This is a genomic window from Sediminibacterium roseum (assembly GCF_009939005.1).
GTDB lineage: Bacteria > Bacteroidota > Bacteroidia > Chitinophagales > Chitinophagaceae > Sediminibacterium > Sediminibacterium roseum.
In genome coordinates this window covers 1,777,925-1,797,625 of record NZ_JAACJS010000015.1, presented here as the reverse complement: position 1 = coordinate 1,797,625, position 19,701 = coordinate 1,777,925, and the positions used below count along the sequence as shown (strand labels likewise).

Sequence of the window (19,701 nt, the reverse complement as noted above, 5' to 3'; positions counted from 1 at the left end):
TGTTACTGTAAAGAATCATTACACAGAGCAATCACATTATCCTTCCGCTCTTTCCAGGATCTGGCAACCTCCCCGTGCTTGTTAATCACTCTTGATTTTTATTCATTACCGTAAAGCGATGCCTTTACTGTTGCTGTTTATAGTACCCCATTGGCAGGGTGCTGTTCACTGTGCTTTCATGATTAACAAGATTTAACTATGCTCAAAAAAATAATTGAGTTTTCTGTCAAACAGAAACTCATCATCGGGCTGTTTATCATCGCCCTGATTGGATATGGTGGCTATGAAGTTACCAAACTACCCATTGATGCCGTGCCTGATATCAGCGACAACCAGGTACAGGTAATAACGATCACTCCGGCGCTCGGCGCACCCGACGTTGAACGGCTGATCACCTTTCCGATAGAACAGGTCAACAACAATATACCCGGCTTAAAAGAGATCCGGAGTTTTTCCAGGTTCGGCCTGTCGGTTGTAACCATTGTGTTTGACGATAAAACGGATGTCTATTGGGCGCGTCAGCAGGTTGCCGAACGCCTGCAGCAGGCACGGGACCAGATCCCGAACGGATTTGGTACGCCTACGCTGGCACCCGTTACCACAGGGCTTGGTGAGATCTATCAATATACGGTTCGTACCAAAAAAGGCTACGAAGGAAAATACGATGCCATGCAGTTGCGTACCATACAGGACTGGATCGTTCGCCGGCAATTGTTGGGCGTACAAGGTGTTGCAGAGGTAAGCAGCTTCGGAGGTTTTTTAAAGCAGTACGAGATCGCGGTTGATCCTGCCCGGTTGCTGGCCAATAACATCACCATCAATGATATTTTCAAATCCCTCGAAAACAACAACCAGAATACGGGTGGTGCCTATATTGAAAAAGGCCCGACCGTACTTTTTATCCGAACGGAAGGATTGGCCGGAAGCATCGAAGACATACAGAATGTTGTTGTGAAGAACATGAAGAACGGAGCGCCGTTACTTATTCGCGACGTAGCCACGGTTCAGTTCGGAAGTGCAACAAGGTATGGCGCAATGACGTACAACGGCGTACAGCAGGTTTCCGGTGCGGTGGTGATGATGCTGAAGGGAGCCAACAGTAATGAAGTGATCAGGAACATCAAGGATCGCATCGCGCAGATACAAAAAACATTGCCGGAAGGTGTGATCATCGACCCGTTTATCGATCGCACCAAAATGGTAAACCATTCCATCAGTACCGTTAGCAAAAACCTGATGGAAGGTGCATTGATCGTGATCTTTGTACTGGTTCTTTTTCTTGGAAACCTGCGCGCCGGGTTGATCGTAGCTTCTGTTATACCATTGGCATTGCTTTTTGCCATTATACTAATGAATCTCTTCGGGGTCAGCGGTAACCTGATGAGCCTGGGCGCGCTTGATTTCGGCCTGATCGTTGATGGTGCGGTGATCATCGTTGAATCCGTGATGCACAAACTCGCGTACAGTAAAAAATTTCAACTGCGCAATAAATTGTCGCAGGGCGATATGGATACCGAGGTTCAATCCGCAGCAAGCAGGATGATGAACAGCGCGGTGTTTGGGCAGATCATTATCCTCATCGTATATCTCCCGATCTTCACCTTGCAGGGCATCGAAGGAAAAATGTTCAAGCCAATGGCGCAAACGGTTGCCTTCGCATTGCTTGGTGCATTCATACTCTCATTGACTTACATCCCGATGATGAGTTCACTTTTTCTTTCAAAAAAGATAAAACACAAGAAGGTCTTTTCAGATCGAATGATGGAACGCGTGGAGCGTTCGTATAGGCATACACTGGAAAACGTTTTGAAAATACCCAAACTCGTCATTGGCGTTGTGATTGCCTTGTTTGCAGTTGCGGTATTTACATTAACCCGTTTGGGAGGTGAATTTATTCCGTCGTTGCCCGAAGGCGATTATGCGGTGGAAACCCGTGTGCTTCCCGGCAGTAGTGTGAATACTTCTATAGATGCTGTTTCCAAAGGTTCGAGGATCATACTTTCCAAATTTCCCGAAGTTGAAAAGATCGTTGGAAAAACAGGGAACAGTGAAGTGCCCACTGATCCGATGCCGATAGACGCGACCGACATGATGATCATTTTAAAGGACCGCAAAGAATGGACCTCCGCACATACGTACGAGGAGCTTGAAGCGAAAATGGCCAAAGAACTGGAAGCCGTGCCGGGTGTCACTTTCGGATTTCAGTATCCTGTTGCCATGCGTTTCAATGAACTCCTTTCCGGTGCAAGACAGGATGTGGTTTGTAAAATATTTGGTGAGGATCTTGATACACTCTCGATGTACGCCGGCAAGCTCGCTGACATCTGTAACACGGTGAAAGGAGTAAGCGGGATGTATGTTGAGGCCGTTACCGGAATGCCACAGGTAGTGATCAAATACAACCGGGCGCTGATTGCGCAATACGGTCTTAACATCAGTGATGTAAACAAAATTGTAAACACAGCCTTTGCAGGACAGAGCAGTGGTTTTGTTTACGAAGGCGAGAAACGTTTTGAACTGGTGGTCCGGTTGAGTGGCGAGAAGCGCAAAGATGTTACCGATATACAAAACCTTTTGATCGAAACACCACAAGGCTCGCAAATACCGCTCAATACCATTGCTAAAGTAGACGTGGTAGAAGGCCCCAACCAGATCCAGCGGGAAAACGCACAGCGGAGAATTATTGTAGGCTTTAACGTGCGCGGCCGCGATGTGCAAAGTATGGTTGAGGAACTACGGTTGAAAGCGGATCAACAACTCAAACTCCCTCCGGGTTATTACATCACATACGGCGGAGCATTTGAAAATCTTGTAGCGGCGAAAAAAAGATTGAGTATCGCGGTACCTGTTTCCCTGCTGCTCATTCTGCTGATGTTGTATTTCGCTTTCAAATCAATGAAGCAAGGACTATTGATCTATTCGGCCATTCCATTGTCTGCTATCGGAGGCATATTTGCACTTGCCATACGTGGCATTCCATTCAGTATTTCAGCGGGTGTCGGTTTTATTGCGTTGTTTGGTGTTGCGGTATTGAACGGCATCGTACTCGTTGCAGAATTCAACAGGCTGAAACGGGAAGACGCAGCGCGCGACCTGGGATCGATCGTCAAAGAAGGAACGGCTACGAGGTTGCGCCCGGTGTTAATGACGGCATTTGTGGCATCGCTCGGGTTCCTGCCCATGGCGCTGAGTACCGGCGAAGGTGCAGAGGTACAGCGGCCGCTTGCAACGGTTGTGATCGGTGGTTTATTGATTGCAACTTTCCTCACTTTGTTTGTATTACCAATCCTTTACATCATGTTTGAAAATGGCTTTTCATTCAGAAAAAAGAAACCGGTTGTTGTAGCAGCAGTGCTTTTACTCATTTCGGCAAGCTTTCTGCAACAGGCCCATGCACAATCAACCATTGGTTTCAATGCGGCAATCGATACTGCGTTAAAAAATAACCTGTCTGTAAAAAATGAAAGGTTGCGTTCGGCTTACAGGGAGCAGATGATCAAAACGTCTAAGGTTATCCCGGCAGCAGGATTGATGGGTGATTTTGGCCAGATCAACAGCGCCTACATCGATACCAAATTTGGCATCGCTCAAACCATAAGTTTCCCAAAAGTGTACGCCGCGCAAAAAGCATTTCTCACAGAAGAATGGAAAAGCAGTGTGCTCAATGTTAACGTAACGGAAGCCGTTTTGAAAAAGAAAGTGGCGCAAGTGTATTACAACCTGGTATACCTGCAGCAAAAGAAGAACCTCATGCAAAAGAACGACAGCCTTTTTGCGGAATTTTTAAGAAGGGCGACGCTCCGGTTTGATAAAGGAGAAAGCAATGTTCTTGAAAAGGCCACAGCCGAAAACCAACGCGGGCAGATCGCGCTGCAGCTATCGCTGTTGCAGCACGATATTGACCTGCAGCAATTGCAGTTCCAGGTGTTGCTTAATACGGATGTTGTTTTTGTACCGGATGAAAAAGAGTTCAAAGCAACAATTATTACAGCTGTTGACACCGCAGTACTGCGATCGCATCCTGCCTTACAATACTTAAAGCAACAGGAGCAGATCGCAATGGCCGCCACGGAGGTGGAAAGATCGAAGCTCTTACCGGATATCACGATCGGTTACAACATTACAAGTATCCGCGGTGTTGGTGCAAACAACAAAACATACAACGGTGTGCCGCAATTTCAATCTGTTCAGGTGGGTTTGGGACTTCCCATTTTTACCAGCGGTCAGCGCGCAAAGATCAATGCCGCGAAAACCAACGAGGTGCTTGTTGCCAATGATTACCAGTTAAAGGCCAAAGAGATGGAGTCGGCATACCGGTCGGCGTTCAGCCTTTACCAGAAATATGCCGAAGCCGTTCGCTATTTTGAAACCACCGGGTTGAAGAATGTGGAAGTGATCACCGGCACCGCAAACAAACAGTTTCTTGGCGGCGACATCAGTTACCTCGATTGGGTAATGCTGATCAACCAGGCCACGGCCATCCAGAGCGATTACCTGGAAGCGGTTAGAAACAGGAACGAAAGTATTATCGAGATCAATTCTTTTATCATCAAATAACAAAAACACAGATGAAACAGGTATTTATTATTTCAACGATGGCTTTGCTCTTATCATCCTGTGGCGGTGAAAAAAAAGAAGAAGCAAAAGAGCCGGATATAAAAGTAAATGGAAACACCGTTACACTCACAGATGCGCAATTGCAGAATACGGGCATACAGACTGCTAAACTTTCAACGCAATCGTTGTCTTCTGTATTGAAAGTGAGCGGAAAGGTAGACGTGCCTCCTCAGAACATGGTTTCGGTCAGCGTTCCGCTGGGCGGTTACCTCAAATCAACCAAACTCCTGCCGGGAACCCATGTGGTAAAGGGAGAGGTGTTGGCTGTGATAGAGGACCAGCAATACATCCAGATCCAGCAGGATTATCTAACGGCAAAATCACAATTTGCCTACAACGAAAGTGAATACAACCGCCAGCGTGAGCTGAACCAAAGCAAGGCTACGAGTGATAAGGTTTTTGAACAAACCAAAGCAGCGTACCAATCGCAGAATGTTTTGATGAAAGCATTGGAAGAAAAATTAAAACTGATTGGCATAAATCCGGCTAAGATTACCGCTAATACCATTTCACGAAGCATCAATATTTATTCACCGATAGCCGGTTATGTTTCTGCAGTAAACGTCAATATCGGGAAATACGTAACACCGTCGGACGTGTTGTTTGAACTTGTCAATCCAACGGATATTCACCTGGCGCTTACGGTTTTTGAAAAGGATATCGATAAGCTTTTCATTGGTCAAAAGCTGCTGGCGTATACAAATACGCAACCGGAAAAGAAACATCCCTCTGAAATATTGCTGATCAACAAGGACCTGTCGGCTGAAAGGAGTACGATGGTTCATTGTCACTTTGAGCAGTACGATAAAACGCTTTTGCCCGGCATGTTTATGAATGCAGATATTGAAGTTAAGAACAACAATGTAAAAGCGCTGCCCGAAGAATCAGTTGTGCGTTTTGCAAACAAGCAATATGTATTCATTGCGAAGAGTAAGCATCAATTTGAAATGGTGGAAATCCAGGCAGGTGTTACCGAGAAAGGGTTTACTGAAATCATTATTGATCCGAAGCACGAAAATGAGTCTTTTGTAACGAAGGGTGCGTATACTTTGTTGATGAAGATGAAGAATACGGCGGAGGAGTAGCGAGATGTAAAACACATTGTATTACTTCTCTGCAAAGCGTCGCCTTCATAAAAAAACGAGTGAACTGTTCTCCGCAAAGTCAACATTGGGAAACATTTGCGGAGAACGGTCATGTCCTGTTGGTTATGGAGGACACTGTGCGGAGACCAAAGTTTGGATTCATACCTCGGATCAACCTTGAAAAAAGATAATTATCTTACGCAACCGGAACCATCGCCGGAACCCATCTCAAGAAACAACCATCTATGCGTCTACTTTTCTTTTCTCTCTGTTTTATAGGTACACTGCAAGCACAAACCAAATGGAACAACCCTGCTGCTGCCGGCTTCCCGGTACTGCAAAACCAGGCCTGGGGTGCGGAAATCGGCAACCGCTTCGAGCGGTTTCCGGAACGGGCGGAGAAAACCGTTCGTAAGGCGGTATGGGAGCTGTCGCACCACACCGCAGGACTGGCCATTCATTTTTACACCAATTCTCCTGAGATCGTTGTAAGGTACAAAGTGAAAGGCAGCTTTGCCATGAACCATATGCCGGCCACCGGTGTTTCGGGTGTAGACCTGTACGCGGTAACCCCGGGCGGCGCCCTGAAATACGCTGCGGGAAGTTATCGTTTTGCAGACACGGTTCGCTACAGGTACCAACAACTGGTAACCAGCGCCGCATTGCCGAAAGGGTTTGAATACAGGTTGTTCCTGCCCTTATACAACTCGGTTGAATGGATGCAGATCGGTGTGCCCGACAGTTGTTCTTTTGAGTTCATCCCTGCGCGCAAAGAAAGGCCCATTGTTGTGTACGGCACATCCATTGCGCAAGGCGGTTGTGCATCGCGGCCGGCAATGGGCTGGACGAATATATTGTCGCGCAAACTCAATTACCCGGTGGTGAACCTTGCTTTTTCCGGCAATGGGCCATTTGAAAAAGCGGTGGTGGATCTCATCCAGGAAATAGATGCGAAGGTTTTTATTTTTGATTGTCTCCCCAACATGGGCAGTCTTTCCGATGAGGAGATTTATAATCGGGTGTTGAATGGCGTGCAAACGATCCGGTCGAAACATACCGCACCCATCATCCTGACCGATCATGCCGGCTATACCAACGACCAGACGGATACGGCGAAAGCAACGGCCTGGCAACGCATGAACCTGGCCCAGCAAAAAGCGTATCAGCAGCTGCTCAAAAACGGCGTTGCCAACCTGTACTACCTCGATCATGCCACCATCGCATTTCCCTCAGACGGCACGGTAGACTATACCCATCCAACCGATCTGGGTATGCAGGCTTATGCGGATGCGTATGAGAAGTTGTTGGGGAAGTTGTAAGAATTTATAAATGCCGGATGGTTTCCGGAGACAAAAAATCCGGTCGCGTTGATCAGGGCCAGGAATTCTTCAAAATCACGCAGAGGCAACGAAATGGATTTGGTATGAAATGCCGACTTGGGAGTTGGTAAAATCACTTTACATCCGTTTTTCAAGAAAATGCGGCGAATAAACGCAGTATTCGCCGCATCGGCGCGGCGAATAATTTTGATTATGCGGCGAATAAATGGTATATTCGCCGCAGAAAAGCGGCGAATAATGTATATCCATGAACACAAGGACTGGCCCAAATTCTCCTGGAACAGCGAAGCCCTGGCAAATCTACTGGCAGATGTACGCCACCGGCAGGGCAAAATGCTGGGCAGGATGGAGGCTTTGGGTTTTTCGGTTAGGGCAGAAGCGGCACTTGAAAACCTGACCCAGGAGGTGGTTAAATCGAGTGAAATTGAAGGCGAGATCCTTGATGTTGACCAGGTGCGCTCATCCATAGCAAGGCACTTGGGAATGGAAGTAAGCGGACTTGTACCCTCGGATCGTAATGTGGATGGCGTGGTTGAGTTGATGCTGGATGCCACCCAACATTTCGATCAGCCTCTTACAGAAGATCGTTTATATGGCTGGCAAGCGGCCTTGTTCCCAACCGGGCGAAGCGGTCTGTTCAAAATTACCGTTGGCGCGTGGAGAACCGGTCAAAACGGCCCGATGCGTGTTGTATCCGGCGCCATAGGCAAAGAAAAAGTCCATTTTGAGGCGCCCGATGCCAGGGCGCTTCCAAAAGAAATGGCCGCGTTTCTGGATTGGTTCAATGGTGAACAGAACCTTGACCCTGTTTTGAAATCGGCGATTGCTCATTTATGGTTCGTAACCATTCACCCTTTTGAAGATGGCAACGGCCGCATTGCGCGCGCAATTGCCGATATGCAACTTGCCCGCGCCGAGAAAACAACGCAAAGATTTTATAGTATGTCAGCGCAGATCCGCATCGAGCGAAACGATTATTATAATATGCTGGAGAAAACGCAGAAGGGCGCGTTAGATATTACCGAATGGCTTGAGTGGTTTCTTAATTGTCTCGGACGTTCACTTGATAAAGTAGAAAGCACATTGAAAGACGTAAATCGCAAAACGAAGTTTTGGGATCATGTGAATGATGCTGAGATCAATAATCGACAAAGGCTCATGTTGAACAAATTACTCGATGGCTTTGATGGAAAACTGAATTCATCGAAATGGGCAAGCATTGCAAAATGCTCTACTGATACAGCCTTGCGGGATATTCAGGATTTAATGGACAAAGGAATCCTTGTAAAAGAAGATGCAGGTGGTAGAAGTACGAGCTATGTGTTGAGGGATAATAACGAAAGGTAAATCCACAATGATCAACTGATTCGGATTCGGTCTGTATTTTATATCCACAAACATATTTGCCAAAGAAGTAAAACCAATAGGGACGAAGGGGCTTTTACTCTTAGTAAATTCACGAATATTCAGTAACGGATAAATGTTTCGGCGGCGGAATTCAACAACCAGCAAATATTTGTCAATAACAGGTAAAAGGATGTTACGGAAGAGTTGTAGTGCAAAAAAAAGCAGTTATGAAATCAATCTTCATAACTGCTTTTTTTCTGCGTGGGCCTACCCAGGCGCGATCCCGGAGCCCCCTGATCATGAGCTCCAGGATGTCACAGATAATTCCACTCCGATGACGGATGTGAAACCTGCAGCTGGTGAGCCTGAAAGCATCGGGCATTTACCGCTCTTGCGTTTCGGGAGTCGACAGTGCACACTGTGCTGATCTCTTTTCATTTGATGATGGCAATTGGCTATTTGGCTTTATATAACAACAGCATATGTTCCATCTCAAAGTGCGTGGACGCAGTAAATTCCTACTTGAACATCGCATTATTGATAATGATGGCCGGTTTGGCGCCCGGCAGAAAGCCAATAACCGCAATGGAATTATCACCGTTGGCCATCCTGATGTTTATTGTGTTTCCTTTGATTACATAAGTGCCTTTTTGTGCACTACCGGAAGCCGTCGCTCCTGCGGCGCCTGTGTTAATAGTAGCCTGCCCTGACAGCGTTAGCGTGCCATCATTATTGAATGTATAGGTTTGTTGTTTGCTGACATAGCCAATATGAAAGTTTGCAGAAAATTTTCCTTCCAGTTTGTAATTGGCCGGCAAGCCTGTTTGCGGGGCAACAAACCAGCCATCGATGGTATTGAGTTTGCCTTTGTCGTATTCCATGGCCCAGTTTTCTTTTTTACCGCTGTAATAAGTTACCGCTATAACATTGCCGTTTTTGGTGTAAGTGCCGGCATTGGCGGCATTGTGTTCTTTTTCCATCGCGGTGTTTACGGGGTCAACGCCAAATTTTGGATCGCGAACAAAAGTTCCATCATCACCCAGCCACAACCAACCAATACGGAGCCCACCCACGATATAGCTCTGCAGATAGAGTGTACCTTTGGAAGGAGCGGGTGCCTTGGATGCGCTTGAAGAGCAGGAAAAAAGCAGAATGCTTATACAGAATAAACCGAGCACTTTCATATGTAACAGTTTGTGTTAATTCAGTTATTAATTAATTACCGCCACCTGCAGCCACCATGTTGCCTCCCCCGGCTGCTACCATATTACCGCCACCTGCAGCCACCATATTACCGCCGCCGGCAGCCACCATATTACTTCCGGGGGATGATGTAAGCCCGGTTGCAATTCTCGCCTCTGCAGCAATACCTGCCGAAAGCGCAACTACAGAAAGATAACCAGAGCTGGATGATATCTCAGTCTTGCCGGATGTTTTCTGCGCACTGGGTGGATTTTTCTTTTTCCAATCCTCATGGCAGCCCACCAACATGGCGTAAGAAAGTACGCCTTGCCCCTTCCAATAGGTAATCTCTGCAGAAGACGGCTGTCGGTTCAGAACAAACTGGTATGAGTTTTTAATTACTTTCTCATACTCGGACGGATTACTGCTAAGCCATTGTACATGGTTTTTCATGAGCTCAGTATAAGTCTGGTTGTAGGCCGACCAGTATTTAATTTCATCGGCAGAAGGGTTGCGGCCTATTGCATCTATGTATGCCCTCCGTATAGCTGCGGTGCGGGTAGTAACGTCCTGGCCGATATAGGTTTTATGACTCCTTAAAAGATCGGCAATGCTGTTGGATTCATTTCGGCCTTGCCAGTAAGAAATCTCGCCATCCTGCGGTGCGCGGCCGAAGGCCAGCATGTACGCAGCCTGAATACGTTCGCGGCGGAGTTGGGTTGCATCCTGTGCGAAGGAAGCGACTGTGATAACAACAGTCATTAAACTAAGGATCATTTTTTTCATATGTGCGGTTTGTTTTAACACGGTAAACTAACGGCACAGCAGGGCAAGTCCCTCGGCCGTCATTATTAAATTGGCTATGTATAAATGGATATGTGGAAATCAGGAAAAATTCAGAATGCGGCACAGGAGTGCCAAAAAGTTTCCGGTAACTAAGCTATTGAAAGGAGCTGAATGGAAAAAATAAAGTTTAGTCATAGCAATACCCGCTGGCACTGGAATATTTTGAAACGGCTGGGCCCACCAAGGCATGATCCTGTGAATCGTGATAACGGGGGCTAAGGAGTGACGTAATTAATTGAATATTGCAGGACTCATGGCGACTTTTAGTGTGTTTATCATTATAGATTTATCCGGCAACCGCCTATCTCCCGCTTTAAAATTCCAGGATAAAACCAACCGACGGAATAAACGACGCATCGCTATTCGTAATACGCACGGGAATACCATTGCTGCCATTCGTTTTTATGGGCTGCCCATCGGAGGTTAGAAAACCACTGTTGTCTGCAGTGCGTTTAAACGCATAACTATCCGGTTCAGAACTTTTGGCACGGTACCAGTTGGTTACATCCAGGAAGAGATCGATTGTTGTTTTCCGAAAGTTCCATTTTTTATCAATGCGGATATCGCTGGAGTTGAAACTGTTCAACCGCAACGTATTCAGCTTGCTGTAATCTAAAATGCCCTGGCCCCGTGACAGGAAATTTGCCCGCGAAGCGGTTTCGTCAAAAGGTGTGTAAGGCGCTCCTCCCTGGAACCGGAACTTCAAGCCGATTTCCCAATTACGGCCCAGTTTGTATCCCATCGTGGCGCTCAACAGGTGCCGGTTGTCCCAACTGCTCGGAACATAATTCCCGTTCCGGCCACTATACTCCGAACGATAATACGTGTAGGAAAGAATACCAAAAAAACGATCGGACAGTTTTTGCTGTGCAAAGAATTCAAAGCCAAAAGCCCGTCCCCTGCCATTGGTAGTTACTGCTTCATTGCCCAATACGTTGAAGTCGGACCCAAGATTGGAAAGGGAGATTCCATTGCGTACCGATACGGGCACGTTGTCGTAATTTTTGTAAAAAAGTTCGGCGGTAAAACGTAAATCCCTGCTGGGTAAAAATTCAACACCAACAACATAATGATCACTGCGGAGATACTCGCTGGCCTGGTTAACCAGCAACCCATTGTTGTTGGCAAAACCTAAAATAGTATAAGGAGATATTTTGTAATACCGGCCAATAGAGGCATTGGCTGTCCAGCGTTCTGCCAATAAGTAGCTGAAAGTCACCCGGGGAGAAAGTGTTTTAAAAGGATCGTTCCCTCCTTTTGTAAATGTATTGATATCTGTACGCACACCTGCACTGATCCCCAAACGCGAGTCAAAAAAACGTTGGCTTACCTGCGCAAAACCGCCGAACCGCCAAAAATTTTTAAGCGGGCTGTTGAAGATGGCGCTTTCTTCGGGCTGTATAACGTTTCCTGCATTGTCCTTTAATTCGCGGCGTATCACACTGAACGTATTATTGCCGTATTCTGTCAATTGCGCAGACGCTCCATAGGCCCATTTCAAACCATTCCGGTATTTGTTCACATCGATCCGTAGTTTATTTTCGGTTTCGCGCGAGCGGTAATCCAATGTTTTTTCACTGGGCAATCTGGTTTCATTGTTTTCGTATTGCTGGATGTCGTTGTCGAAAGTGTTGCGGCTGATGGCCATGTTGATAAACCCGTTGTTGATCAGTCTTTTCAAAGTAACGCCAGCAGTATAGTTCCACTGGTTAATGAAAGGGTTTGAATTGAGAACATACAATTTTTCGGGGGTGGTATTTTTTAGCTTTGCAAAACTGAACTGGTCAATGGCCCCGAGCCCGATAAAAGAGATCGTTGTTTTCTCATTGACCCTGTGTGTAACCCGGGTTTGAAAATGCCAGTAGTTGGGACGTATGGGCAGGTCGATCAACGTAAAAAGCAATTGGAGATACGACCGCCGTGCCGAAGCGAGGAATGTTGTTTTTTTATTTTTTGATAAAGGCCCTTCAAGTGTAGTGGAAAGGTCGGTGGCGCTGAGGCGAACATTCCCCTGCAAGTGATCAGAATTGCCCGTACGCTGGCGAAACTGGAATACGGAACTCAAGGCATTATCGTAGCGGGCTTCAAAAGCAGAAGAGCTGAGTTTTACATCTTCGATAAACGAGATGTTCAGTATACCCTGTGGCCCCCCGGAGCTCCCTTGTGTCTGAAAATGATTGATCACCGGAATTTCAATACCATCCAGGTAGAAAACATTTTCATTGGGCGCTCCACCCCGTATGATGATGTCATTGCGAAAGCCACCGCCACCAATTCCGCCGCCTACGCCAGGTAAAGCCTGGATGACTTTGCTGATGTCGAAATTGCCGCCTGGATTGTTTTTGATCTCTTCGGAGGTTAAACGTTGTACGCTCAATGGCGACTCGATCGTAGCCGCCGCCGCAGTGCGGCGGTTGGAGCGAACCACCACCTCATCAAGCGATTTGATGGCGGGTTCGAGTTCGATGGTCAGGCTCGTTTCATTACCCGCATTGATGACAATATTGTTCCTTGTTTCCGATTGATAGCCTACACCAGTGAAGTTAATATTGTACGATGCAGGTAGTAACGATGCAAAACGAAAAGAACCCGAAGAATCGGTGGTTGTGCCAATAGCGGTGCCCTGCAACGAAACACTGATGCCCATTAATGGCATTTGCGTTGTACGGTCAATTACCCTGCCTGACAAACGGCCATTTGCCTGGGTATACGCCAGCAGGGCGTTAAAAAGTAAAACCAGCGTTAGCAGCAGTCGTGGTAGCTTAGTGATCGCGTGTCTCATATATTATTTTCAACCTGCAACGGCAGAAGTTTGGATGTAAAGGGCGATGATGATGGATAACACCCAAAGGGGTAAATTGTTTAACCGTATGAATGTTAACCAATCCTTTGTTCTGAAACCGTTTATTGCAGGTTTTATTGCGATAGCGGAAAAACAAAAGGATCCTAATTGCTTAGAATCCTTTGTACCGTTTGTGTGGGCCCACCAGGGCATGATCCTGGGACCCGTGATTATGAGTGGCTTATGAGTCATCTAATCAATTGGTTTAATGCCTTCTTTTTTAGAAAGATCATCAAAACGGCCAATAAACGAACCTGAACATTGCGACATTCGAACAAATTTGAATATTGTTGTTGATATATTAGATGTTTATCAACTTAAATAGTTAATCTGCAAATGGACAGTCACGAGTTAATTTGGGCATTTCAAAAAAAAATTATTGAGATATATAAGGAGCAACATCTTATACCATTAAGAGGAGAAAACGATGATTATAAAATTAGTGGAAGAGAAATTTTGACATGGTTTCATGAGGTTACAAAATCTAATGCTATAAAGCATAATCTACATAATACCTATTTCGACCTCCAAAATGATTTGTTCATCTGTTCTGATGAAATGATTTATTTCACCGCGCACTTATTCTTATACAAACCGCATATAAATAATCCTCTTAACGAGGGCCATTCATTCTATGGACGAGAAATATTTCCTAATCGCCAAAATATAGAAGCTAAAAGATATAACATGTTTGCCGACATAGTTAGTCAAAAGACTTATAACTTTTGGGACAGAATCGGTGATTTAATTGCCTCCTTTTTCCCTGACAGAATTAAATCACATCAAGTTTTTTTTGCTAAAGCACTTGACTGCGTTCCCGATGAGTTTCGTACAAGCGAACAGTTCATTTGGCTAAATGAGTTCAAAAAAACCGATTACGCAAAATTAAATTCGATTCGAAAACAAATTGTTCATTATACAACGACTGATACAGAATACAGACAAAAACATTTGCAAGTAAAAACGAGAGAGGAAATGGAAAGATTACAAACTGAAAGAGAAGCGCTTCCCGAGTACTACAAAACCCAGGTACAACTAACTCTTCAAGGATTTGAAAAAGCGATGTTTCTGCTGGAAAATTTTAATAGGACTTTATTCCCAAGTTGAGAGTCTTCTCAGACTAAATCGGAATCATTGATCAATTCAATCGGATTTTGCAACGCGTTAACTAACCGATTTAGATTTTATCGCTTCTTCAAAGGCAAACGTTGGAACAGAATGGACGGATTCGTCCGTATAGTTGGTTAAGATTTCAGGAAACCAATGCTGAAAGAGAACTCCGTTATGCTTAAACTCAACGAGCAATCCTTTCTCTGTTTTGTGAAGGACTTTTCCGTCTGCAACGGTCGTCATTTTGACCACATATTGTGAAAAGTCAATAGCCATGAGTTTGTCTTTACTTGATTCGTATAAGTTCAATTTACAAAATCTCAATTAAAATTCCTTTCGGGCCAATAGCTCAATTGGTTAGAGCACCTATTTGTCCCATTGCAAAAGCTCATTTCGGCCAAATCAGTGGACAAGTCTATTGAACCTGTTTATTGCGATAGCCTAAAAACAACAAGCGTCTCATTTTACTGAAACGCTTGCTATTATTGAAGTGGGCCCACCAGGGCATGATCCTGGGACCCCCTGATTATGAGCGCCAAAATTGCCCTTTTCTCAGGTTTATCCAACTTTACCTAAATTCAATGAAACTCTTTACTAGCAAGGGTTTTAGCGAAATTTTAGCATCGCATCAATACTCTTCGAAAACTGCCTTAATGTACTTTTGTTTGCAAATTGTTTGCACACTTTTTGGCATGCTTCCCTACGCACGACCACCGAATAAGGCTTTTTTGTTTGCAAATTTCACCCGTTTCTATTCACAAACCCATAGTCAAAAATCAGGGGGTCATGATTACAGTCAAATTATTCCACGATGCCAGGCGTAAAAAAGTGGCAGGTACTTACCCGGTCAAGGTCAGGATTACATACGATCGCCGTTCAAAATATTATGAAACCGGCGTAAGCCTTACAGAAGAAGAGTTTAAACGAATCTTTATGAACCGCATACCGGCGGACTTACTGCAAAAGAAAGAAATTCTTGCAGAAGCCGAGGCGAAAGCAGTGCATCTCTTAAAGGAAATCAAACCGTTCAACTTCCCGGTTTTCGAGCGGCGCTTTCTACAAAAATCTTTTGACGGGTCTTTTGTAGAGACCATATTTAACGAGGTGATGGACAGGTTTAGGCAACAAGACCGGATAGGTACCGCGGAGAGTTATAAAGTAGCCTTGCGAAAACTATTAAAATTTAAACCACGACTGAGATTTGAAGATGTGGATGCAACATTTCTCTACAAATTCGAAGAGTGGATGCTTGAAAAAGGTAACTCGATAACTACCGTAGGCATTTACACCCGTTGCCTTAGGGCTATATTTAATGAAGCGATAGAGAGAAATCTAATTTCGAAAGAGTATTACCCTTTCACAAAAAGACGCTACCAGGTTCCAACCGGAAGGAATGTCAAAAAAGCATTGGCATTAGTTGATATCGGAAGGATATACTATTACGAACCCAAGACACCGGAAGAGGCAAAAGCAAAAGCATACTGGCTATTTAGTTATTTCGCTAACGGCATGAATATGGCAGACGTTGCACGTTTAAAGTATAATGATATTTCAGGAGACTTTATTCATTTTGAAAGAGCCAAAACAATCAGATCCATGAGAGGCAATCCTAAAATTATCAGTATTGTTATGAATGATGACATCAGGGCTATCATGAAGAAATGGGGTAACTGGAACAAGGCAAAGGAAAACTACATATTTCCGGTGCTTGAAACTGGATTAACCTCACCGCAGGAACGAGAAAGAATCAAAGATCTGATCTGGCGGATCAATAAGGGGTTGAAAACGATCGCCAGCGAACTGAAATTTGAAAAGCCTCTAACAACCTATTCCGCCAGGCATTCATTTTCTACAGTATTAAAACGATCGGGCGCGAGCATTGAATTTATTTCTGAATCTCTTGGCCATAGTTCGGTTCAAACCACAGCGCATTATCTCGATAGTTTTGAAGATGACATGAAGAAAAAATATAGTGCGAATTTGCTGGGCTTTATAAAGAAAGAAGCTGTTGCAGGCGTTGAGAATGACAAAAATCTCGATGCGAGTTGACGCTGGCAGCAAATTGAAATTATTTTATTCCTTACTCAAAAAACAACATAGAATTTGCCGATGAATGAGTAAGCACCCTACCTTTGCAAAAAAACAATCGTTTTGCTGTTCAAACAATTCCTTTCTGCTATTGTCCTTCTGGCGATCTGCTGCCAGTTGTTCAACCGCACTGCGATTGTGACGAGCTATTACACCAATACCGCCGCGTACGAAAAAAATTGCGAGAACAAAGCCAAGCCGCAACTGGCCTGTCATGGCAAATGCCAGATGATGAAAAAATTGAAAGCGCAGGAACAGAAAGATCAGCAGAATCCGGAGCGCAGGTCTGATAATAAAAATGAAGTCGTGCTTTCTTCAAAATCTTTTTACCTCTCGGTAGACTTTATTGTTGCTGAGCATATTTTATTACACTCTGTTTACCAGCCTGGTAAAGAATCAAAGATGCCTCGTTCGGTATTTCATCCGCCATCCGTATAGAATACTTTTTGATGATTAATTGTCGTAACCATCAGGTTTCGATAGTGTATTCTATTGTCCCACCTTATTAAATATAAAAAATGAAACGCATTCTTTTTGCGTCTGTAATTCTTTTTGCCTCATGCAAAAAAGAAACAGTCGATACATATAAAGCTAATCTAACGGGCAACCTTTCTGTTGAATTTGATAATACTGCCGGTTCAAGCGATCTGCAACTCAATACAGCAACTTATACAAATGCTGCAAACGAAAGTTTTAAGGTTACTAAATTGAGATATTATGTAAGCAATTTTACAGTTACCAAAACAGACGGCACTGTCTACACCGTTCCGCAAGACAGTTGTTATTTTCTTATCGATGAAAGTGTTGCCTCATCTCTCAAGCCGGTCTTAAAAGTGCCGGAAGGTGAATACAAGACATTAAGTTTTGTCTTGGGCGTAGACAGTCTCCGCAATACAATGGATGTTTCAAAACGTATAGGTGTACTTGATCCTACCGCAGCGGCCTCTGATATGTATTGGGGATGGAACAGCGGTTACATTTTCTTTAAAGTGGAGGGAACGAGCGCATCAGCAGCAGGCGGCAGTTTTGCTTATCACGTTGGCGGATTCGGCGGATATAACGCTGCAACCGTAAACAACTTAAAGAAAATCACACTTGACCTGACTGCACGTGGAACTGCCAAGGTGGTCTCAACCCGTAATGCGAATATTCACCTGTTTGCAGACGTGTTGAAAGCATTCAACGGCAGCACCAACATGAGCTTTGCTTCTGTGACAATGATACATTCGGCTGCTGCCGGTACACCGGTTGCAAATAATATTGCAGCTATGTTCACGCACGATCATACTGAAAACTAACAGTATGAAACGCAACCATATCATCATTATATTTTTCCTTGCTGCGGCGCTATACGCCTGCAGCAAGGATGTTGTTGCAGATGCGTTCGCGGGCTTTACCCGGCCTGAAGGATTTCCAGAGCCTGCCTATCATTTCGCTTCCAACCCCGTAACCAAAGAAGGTTTTGAACTCGGGCGGAAACTTTTCTATGATCCCATATTATCAGCTGACAATACCATCAGTTGCGGGAGTTGTCATATACAAACTTCTGCTTTCACTCACCACGGACATATCGTAAGTCACGGTATTGCCGACAGAATGGGAACGCGCAACAGTCCCCCGATCATGAACATGGCATGGAACAGATCCTTTATGTGGGATGGCGGAATTTTCGATCTCGACCTGCAGGCGATAGCACCAATTACCAATCATGTGGAAATGGATGAAACGATGGACAATGTTTTAAAGAAAATAAAGGCAAGCCCGTCTTATCCTCAACTGTTTTCAAAAGCATATGGCGATCCAGAAATTAACGGGGCAAAGTTTCTGAAAGCACTTTCCCAATTCATGCTGATGTGTGTCAGCAGTAATTCCCACTATGACAGCGTAATGCGTAAGCAGGCGGTATTTACTTCCACCGAAAGTAAAGGCTACATTTTGTTCGCAGCCAAATGCGGTTCATGTCATAAAGAACCGTTGTTTACCGATAATTCATTCCGCAACAATGGACTGGTTCCTTCTTTGGTCAATGACGAAGGCAGGTATCTTGTAACACAAAAAAACGAAGACCGGTATCGCTTTAAAGTACCCTCGTTGCGCAACCTCGCGTTCACCGCTCCTTATATGCATGATGGCAGATTTCTAACGCTTGATGCGGTACTGGATCATTACAGCAACGGAATACAGGCTTCGGCTACACTGGACGCTTCTTTAGGAGCCGGAATCAGTCTTACTACGGATGAAAGGTCAGCCATTCTTGCTTTTCTGAACACGCTGAATGACCATGTTTTTGTAACCAACAAATTATTATCAGAACAATGAAGCATTGTTATAAAATAATAGTCTGCGTATTGATTATACTGTTGCCGGCCTTGGGCTTCGCCTGCGATATCTGCGGTTGCGGGGCGGGCAACAATTACATAGGCATTTTACCTGAATTTCAGAAGCATATTTTTGGGTTCCGTTACCGGAGTAATTCGATGTTAACCCACGTGGGCATAGGAGGCACAACAAGCTATCTTACCACCGAAGAACATTACAACACGCTTGAGGCCTGGGGCGGTTGGAATATTAGCAACCGCTTCCGGCTTATGGCTTCGGTTCCTTACGCATTCAATGAAAAATATAACCAGGGCGTTACCCAAACCAAGAGTGGCTTAGGGGACATCAGTGTTTCAGGATTGTACGAGCTTATTAATAAGCGCCACACTGTTTCAACCAAATTGGTTGTACAAAGTTTATGGGTTGGTGCCGGACTCAAATTTGCAAGCGGCAAGTATAGCCCAACTGATAAAGCAGCTGGTGGCCAAAGCACTAATCTATTCCAGCTGGGTACAGGTAGTTTTGATCTTAACCTAAACGCAATGTATGATCTAAGGATCCAGGATTTTGGCGTGAACCTAAATGCTGCTTATAAGATCAATACGGCAAACCAGCACCATTATCAATATGGCAACAAAGTAAATGGCAGTCTCCAGGGATATTACAAGTTCCGCATACAGAATAAATTACTGCTTGCACCCAATGCCGGTTTGCAATACGAACGCTCAGACCTGGACCGTGATGAAAACCTGTTGGTGAACGTTTCCGGAGGTAATCTTCTTTTGGGTACGGTCGGTCTTGAAAGTGGGATAGGCAAATTATCCTTCGGAATTAACTGGCAGACGCCTTTGAGCCAGAACCTTGCTAATGGAATTGTGCGGGCGCAGAACAGGGCTATGGTACATTTGGCAATAAGCCTGTGATC

At 44.9% G+C, this 19,701-nt stretch carries 14 protein-coding genes; 10 read left to right on the top strand and 4 right to left on the bottom strand.

The features are described 5' to 3' along the window. The first annotated feature begins 198 nt into the window (after positions 1 to 198). The 4 genes from GWC95_RS18995 (at position 199) to GWC95_RS18980 (ending at position 8,389) form a co-directional block, all read left to right on the top strand. On the top strand, positions 199 to 4,557 hold the full coding sequence (locus tag GWC95_RS18995; RefSeq protein ID WP_161820284.1) for a CusA/CzcA family heavy metal efflux RND transporter: 4,359 nt from the start codon (positions 199 to 201) through the stop codon (positions 4,555 to 4,557). A gap of 11 nt (positions 4,558 to 4,568) precedes the next feature. Then, positions 4,569 to 5,702 carry an efflux RND transporter periplasmic adaptor subunit gene (locus GWC95_RS18990; RefSeq protein ID WP_161820283.1) on the top strand — a complete coding sequence of 378 codons (1,134 nt, stop codon included), beginning with the start codon at positions 4,569 to 4,571 and terminating at the stop codon, positions 5,700 to 5,702. Positions 5,703 to 5,947: 245 nt separating this feature from the next. Next, complete coding sequence (locus GWC95_RS18985; RefSeq protein ID WP_161820282.1) at positions 5,948 to 7,021, top strand: SGNH/GDSL hydrolase family protein; 1,074 nt, start codon at positions 5,948 to 5,950, stop codon at positions 7,019 to 7,021. A gap of 258 nt (positions 7,022 to 7,279) precedes the next feature. Continuing rightward, complete coding sequence (locus GWC95_RS18980; RefSeq protein WP_202630315.1) at positions 7,280 to 8,389, top strand: Fic family protein; 1,110 nt, start codon at positions 7,280 to 7,282, stop codon at positions 8,387 to 8,389. A 518-nt stretch (positions 8,390 to 8,907) separates the two neighbouring features. Here the strand turns inward: GWC95_RS18980 and GWC95_RS18975 are convergent. From GWC95_RS18975 to GWC95_RS18965, 3 genes are all read right to left on the bottom strand, one after another. Continuing rightward, positions 8,908 to 9,573 (bottom strand): hypothetical protein, encoded by a 666-nt coding sequence (locus GWC95_RS18975; protein WP_161820281.1) that lies wholly within the window; start codon positions 9,571 to 9,573, stop codon positions 8,908 to 8,910. A 31-nt stretch (positions 9,574 to 9,604) separates the two neighbouring features. Next, positions 9,605 to 10,357, bottom strand: coding sequence for a hypothetical protein (locus GWC95_RS18970; protein ID WP_161820280.1), 753 nt, complete (start codon positions 10,355 to 10,357; stop codon positions 9,605 to 9,607). Positions 10,358 to 10,730: 373 nt separating this feature from the next. Further along, a complete protein-coding gene (locus GWC95_RS18965; RefSeq protein ID WP_161820279.1) occupies positions 10,731 to 13,199 on the bottom strand; it encodes a TonB-dependent receptor in 2,469 nt (822 codons plus the stop codon). Positions 13,200 to 13,595: 396 nt separating this feature from the next. Here GWC95_RS18965 and GWC95_RS18960 point away from each other — a divergent pair, with 396 nt between their 5' ends. After that, the gene (locus GWC95_RS18960) at positions 13,596 to 14,366 is read left to right on the top strand and encodes a Cthe_2314 family HEPN domain-containing protein (RefSeq protein ID WP_161820278.1); all 771 of its coding nucleotides are present in this window, start codon (positions 13,596 to 13,598) and stop codon (positions 14,364 to 14,366) included. A gap of 57 nt (positions 14,367 to 14,423) precedes the next feature. Here GWC95_RS18960 and GWC95_RS18955 read toward each other — a convergent pair whose 3' ends face one another. Beyond that, on the bottom strand, positions 14,424 to 14,645 hold the full coding sequence (locus tag GWC95_RS18955) for a hypothetical protein (RefSeq protein WP_161820277.1): 222 nt from the start codon (positions 14,643 to 14,645) through the stop codon (positions 14,424 to 14,426). Between the two features lie 510 nt (positions 14,646 to 15,155). On the opposite strand from GWC95_RS18955, the gene GWC95_RS18950 reads away from it, so the two are divergent. From GWC95_RS18950 to GWC95_RS18930, 5 genes are all read left to right on the top strand, one after another. Further along, positions 15,156 to 16,418 (top strand): site-specific integrase, encoded by a 1,263-nt coding sequence (locus GWC95_RS18950; RefSeq protein WP_161820276.1) that lies wholly within the window; start codon positions 15,156 to 15,158, stop codon positions 16,416 to 16,418. A gap of 102 nt (positions 16,419 to 16,520) precedes the next feature. Continuing rightward, on the top strand, positions 16,521 to 16,895 hold the full coding sequence (locus GWC95_RS18945) for a hypothetical protein (RefSeq protein ID WP_161820275.1): 375 nt from the start codon (positions 16,521 to 16,523) through the stop codon (positions 16,893 to 16,895). A gap of 80 nt (positions 16,896 to 16,975) precedes the next feature. Next, complete coding sequence (locus tag GWC95_RS18940) at positions 16,976 to 17,755, top strand: MbnP family protein (RefSeq protein WP_161820274.1); 780 nt, start codon at positions 16,976 to 16,978, stop codon at positions 17,753 to 17,755. Between the two features lie 4 nt (positions 17,756 to 17,759). Beyond that, the gene (locus GWC95_RS18935; RefSeq protein WP_161820273.1) at positions 17,760 to 18,776 is read left to right on the top strand and encodes a cytochrome-c peroxidase; all 1,017 of its coding nucleotides are present in this window, start codon (positions 17,760 to 17,762) and stop codon (positions 18,774 to 18,776) included. Continuing rightward, on the top strand, positions 18,773 to 19,699 hold the full coding sequence (locus GWC95_RS18930) for a transporter (protein WP_161820272.1): 927 nt from the start codon (positions 18,773 to 18,775) through the stop codon (positions 19,697 to 19,699). Before GWC95_RS18935 ends, GWC95_RS18930 begins: the two co-directional genes overlap by 4 nt. Positions 19,700 to 19,701 lie beyond the last annotated feature (2 nt).

Excerpts from the sequence above, each read along its gene's own strand:
- GWC95_RS18995 (WP_161820284.1), top strand. The coding sequence starts at position 199 with ATGCTCAAAAAAATAATTGAGTTTTCTGTCAAACAGAAACTCATCATC.
- GWC95_RS18990 (WP_161820283.1), top strand. The coding sequence starts at position 4,569 with ATGAAACAGGTATTTATTATTTCAACGATGGCTTTGCTCTTATCATCC.
- GWC95_RS18985 (WP_161820282.1), top strand. The coding sequence starts at position 5,948 with ATGCGTCTACTTTTCTTTTCTCTCTGTTTTATAGGTACACTGCAAGCA.
- GWC95_RS18980 (WP_202630315.1), top strand. The coding sequence starts at position 7,280 with ATGTATATCCATGAACACAAGGACTGGCCCAAATTCTCCTGGAACAGC.
- GWC95_RS18975 (WP_161820281.1), bottom strand. The coding sequence starts at position 9,573 with ATGAAAGTGCTCGGTTTATTCTGTATAAGCATTCTGCTTTTTTCCTGC.
- GWC95_RS18970 (WP_161820280.1), bottom strand. The coding sequence starts at position 10,357 with ATGAAAAAAATGATCCTTAGTTTAATGACTGTTGTTATCACAGTCGCT.
- GWC95_RS18965 (WP_161820279.1), bottom strand. The coding sequence starts at position 13,199 with ATGAGACACGCGATCACTAAGCTACCACGACTGCTGCTAACGCTGGTT.
- GWC95_RS18960 (WP_161820278.1), top strand. The coding sequence starts at position 13,596 with ATGGACAGTCACGAGTTAATTTGGGCATTTCAAAAAAAAATTATTGAG.
- GWC95_RS18955 (WP_161820277.1), bottom strand. The coding sequence starts at position 14,645 with ATGGCTATTGACTTTTCACAATATGTGGTCAAAATGACGACCGTTGCA.
- GWC95_RS18950 (WP_161820276.1), top strand. The coding sequence starts at position 15,156 with ATGATTACAGTCAAATTATTCCACGATGCCAGGCGTAAAAAAGTGGCA.
- GWC95_RS18940 (WP_161820274.1), top strand. The coding sequence starts at position 16,976 with ATGAAACGCATTCTTTTTGCGTCTGTAATTCTTTTTGCCTCATGCAAA.
- GWC95_RS18935 (WP_161820273.1), top strand. The coding sequence starts at position 17,760 with ATGAAACGCAACCATATCATCATTATATTTTTCCTTGCTGCGGCGCTA.
- GWC95_RS18930 (WP_161820272.1), top strand. The coding sequence starts at position 18,773 with ATGAAGCATTGTTATAAAATAATAGTCTGCGTATTGATTATACTGTTG.